The sequence below is a fragment of the Plasticicumulans sp. genome (genome assembly GCF_035331805.1).
GTDB lineage: Bacteria > Pseudomonadota > Gammaproteobacteria > Competibacterales > Competibacteraceae > Plasticicumulans.
In genome coordinates, this window is the sequence record NZ_DAOLKE010000333.1 from 1 (window position 1) to 3,776 (window position 3,776).

Annotated in this window: 4 protein-coding genes; all 4 read left to right on the forward strand. The window is 72.0% G+C overall.

Annotation, left to right across the window (positions count from 1 at the left end; genetic code table 11):
• Positions 1-795 (forward strand): TraB/VirB10 family protein (locus PKE44_RS16305; RefSeq protein ID WP_324553281.1); only part of this gene is annotated, 795 nt, incomplete at its 5' end.
• Complete coding sequence (locus PKE44_RS16310; RefSeq protein ID WP_324553284.1) at positions 782-1,612, forward strand: DsbC family protein; 831 nt, start codon at positions 782-784, stop codon at positions 1,610-1,612. The genes PKE44_RS16305 and PKE44_RS16310, both read left to right, overlap by 14 nt.
• The gene (locus tag PKE44_RS16315; protein WP_324553287.1) at positions 1,609-2,199 is read left to right on the forward strand and encodes a TraV family lipoprotein; all 591 of its coding nucleotides are present in this window, start codon (positions 1,609-1,611) and stop codon (positions 2,197-2,199) included. Before PKE44_RS16310 ends, PKE44_RS16315 begins: the two co-directional genes overlap by 4 nt.
• 3 nt (positions 2,200-2,202) lie before the next feature.
• On the forward strand, positions 2,203-3,776 hold a 1,574-nt coding region (locus tag PKE44_RS16320; protein WP_324553289.1), incomplete at its 3' end, for a TraC family protein.

Genomic DNA, 3,776 nt, shown 5'->3' on the forward strand with positions numbered 1-3,776 from the left:
AGCATCGTGCTGGGGGACGTCGCAGCGGGCAAGGGTGCCAAGCCGGCCGCGGACGCGGCAGCGACCAGCTCCACCGTTCGCGACACGCGCCGCTATCTGCCCAGCGGCGCCTTCACCCGGGCGGTACTTCTCGGCGGCCTGGACGCACCCACCGGCGGCCAGGCGCAGCGTAATCCTCAACCGGTCCTGCTTCGACTCGCGGACAACGCGATCCTGCCCAACCAGTTCCGCGCCCGCGTGAAGGAGTGCTTCATCGTCGGCGCCGGCTATGGCGACGTGAGTTCCGAGCGCGCCTACATCCGCACCGAGTCGCTGTCGTGCGTCACCCGCGACGGCACGGCCATCGACGTGCCGGTGAAGGGCTACGTGGCCGGCGAGGACGGCAAGGCCGGCATGCGCGGACGCCTGGTCTCCAAGCAGGGGCAGATCCTCGCCAACGCCCTGCTCGCCGGCGTGGCCAGCGGCATCGGTCACGCCTTCACGCAGAGCTCCACCACGCTGTCGGTCTCGCCGCTGGGCACCACCAGCACCGTCGACCCCGGCAAGCAGCTCGAAGCCGGTCTGGGCACGGGCGTGGGCAAGGCCCTCGACCGGCTCGCCCAGTACTACATCAGCCTCGCCGAGAAGGTCTTCCCGGTGATCGAGGTCGACGCGGGCCGCAGCGTCGACGTGGTCCTCACGCAGGGCGTGGCCCTGCCCGGGACGCTGGACGCCGCCGGCACCGATCCCGACAACCTCGCGCAACTCGCCGAGCGCGCCCGCACCCTCCGGAGGAACGACGATGAAGACGACTGACGCGCGCCTCGCGCTGCGCGCTCTCGCTGCCAAGGCCACGTTGGCCGCGGCGCTGACCACCTGCCTGAGCGTCACGGCATGGGCGCAGCCCAGCCAACCGCCAACCACGCCCGAGCTGACCAGCCTCATCGGGCGCCTGCAGGCGCTCTACCCCTCGACCCGCTTCGGCGAGATCCGTCCGACGCCGTGGCCGGGTGTCTTCGAAGTGGCGATGGGCGCCAACCTCGCCTACGTGGACGCGAGCGGCCAGTACTTCCTGTTCGGCCACCTGTACGACATGAAGGCGCAGCGCGACCTCACCGCCGAGCGCAAGGACACGCTGGCGCGCATCGACTTCAACGCGCTGCCGCTGGCCGACGCGATCAAGGACGTGCGCGGCCGCGGTTCCCGTGCGCTCGCGATCTTCAGCGATCCGGACTGCCCGCACTGCCGCCGGCTGGAAGCCGAGCTGAAGGGCCTGTCCGACGTGACGATCCACACCTTCCTGATGCCGATCGCCTCGCTGCACCCGCAGGCGCGCGCGAAGGCGATCGCCGTCTGGTGCGCGAAGGATCGCCTCGGCGCCTGGCAGGCGCTGATGACCCGCGACCAGGTGCCACCCAGCGCGGACTGCGCACACCCGGTCGATCGCAACGTCGCGCTGGCCGAGCGCCTCGGCGTGACCGGCACCCCGACGCTGGTCGCCGCCGACGGTCGCGTGCTGCCCGGCGCCGCGAGCGCCGAGCAGATCAACGCCTGGCTGTCGCGCTCGACCACGAGCGCCGAAGGCCCCGCGCCGGGCAACCCCGCGGCCCAGGCGACGGGCAAGGCGCCATGACGGACATGCGACGGACCGTCGCCCTCCTCGTCGGCGCGACCGCCACGCTGTTGGGCGGCTGCGCGTCCACCATGAGCGGCCTCGGCGGCGAGGGCAGCTACGCCTGCAAGGCCCCGGTCGGTTCGCAGTGCACCTCGGTCTCGGGCGTGTACGCGAATTCGATCCACGGCCAGCCGCCCGCCTCCGCGCTGCCGAAGCCCGCGAAGGAGCCCACGAGCACGGCAGCCGCCGCGACGGTCGCCTCGGCATCCACAGCCGCTCCGGGGCTCGGCGCACCGCCATCGGCACTCCGCTCCCAGCCGCGCGTGCTGCGCCTGTGGATCGCGCCTTGGGAGGACGCCGACGGCGACCTGCACGAGGCCTCGGTGGTGCACGTGCTGGTCGACACCGGCCGCTGGCTGATCGAGCGCGTCACTCCGGCGAATCGACAGCGCGTCGATGCCGTGCGGCCTCCGATCCCGTCCACTGCGCCCGCCTCCGGCCCGGCATCGGCGAGCGAGCCCGCGTCGTCCACAGAGACAGCGCCCGATCGCTTTCCCCCGCGCACGGGACTGCTGCCCGGCAATGGCGCGACCCAGGAGCCCTGAGCGATGTGGCGCAGCCTGCTGACCGATCTGGAGTCCGTGCTGAAGGGCGCGAAGCCCGCGGACCTGATCCGCGTGCCCAAGTCCGGCCCCGCATCGCGCGGCGAGGACGCCGCCGCGTTCTCCGAGTGGCTGCCGTACCGCGCCTGGATCGCGGACCGCCAGGTCTTCGTCAATCTCGACGCGCTGGGCTTCTGCCTGGAAGTGCGACCGCAATCCGGCGCCGACGAAGAGATGGCGCGCGTGCTGACCGCGCTCTACGCGGCCTCTCCGCCCGGCACGGGCATCCAGTTCCACCTGTACGCGAGCCCCGCGATTCGCGCGCCGCTGGCGCGCTACGCGAACCTGCGCGTCGCCGACGACGTCGTCCCGGAGCTCGACACCCTCGGCCGCGCCGGCAGGCACACCAACATCCACCGCACCATGGCCCGGCGCCGCGCCGGGCACTACCTGCAGGGCAGCCGGACATCGCTGCTGTCGGCGCAGAGCTACCTGTTCCGCGACTACCGGCTGGTGGTCAGCGTCTCGCTGCCCGGCAGCCCGGAGAATCTCTCGCGCCTGGAGGAGTTGCTGCTGCTGCGCGACGGGATCCGGGCCACGCTGCACGCCGCCGGCTTCCCGTCCCGTTCGTGGACGGCGGAGGACCTGATCAACTGGGTCTCCGCGCTGCTCGACCCGCACCGGCAAACCGGCGACGCCATCCCGCTCACCTACGACGACGGGCGCGAGCTGCGCGACCAGGTGATCGACCGGGCCACGCGCCTGCGCATCGACCGCCAGGGCATCGGCCTGGCCAACCCGGCCGCCGACCTGCAAACCGAGCTTCGCCTGATGTCGGTGCGCGCCTTCCCGCCGCGCTTCGCGCTGTGGAACGCCGGCAGCCTGATCGGCGACCTCTACCAGGGCACGCTGCAGTACCCCTGCCCGTTCCTGCTCACGCTGGGCGTGCACGTGCTCGACGCCGAGGCCACCCGCAACTGGGCCTTCCTCAAGGCCGCCCGCGCCACCACGAACGCCACCAGCTACATGGCGCGCTTCCTGCCCGACCTGCAGGAGCGCAAGGCCGACTGGGACATCGTGCTCAAGGCGATGGACGACGGCCAGCAGCTCGTCGACCTCAACCTGCAGCTCGCGCTCTTCGCCGAGCCGAACGCGGTGACCCGGGCCGAACAGGCGGCGCGCGCCATCTTCCGTGCGCGCGGCTTCGAGCTCTCCAGCGACACGATGATGATGACCCAGGCCCTCATCGGCTCGCTGCCGATGACGCTCTCGGCGCCGTTCCACGCCGATCTGCAGCGCATGAAGCGCGTCACCACCAAGACCTCGGCAAACGCGGTGCACCTGGCGCCGCTCGTCGCCGAGTGGCAGGGCACGGGCACGCCGGTGCTTCTGTTCGGCGGGCGGCGCGGCCAGATCATGCAGATCGACGTCTACGACAACCCGGCGGGCAACTACAACGTGGCGATCGCCGGCACGTCGGGCTCGGGCAAGTCGCTGCTGCTGAACGAGATCGCCGCCGCCTACCTCGGCACCGGCGCGCGCGTCTGGATCATCGACGTCGGCCGCTCCTACGAGAAGGC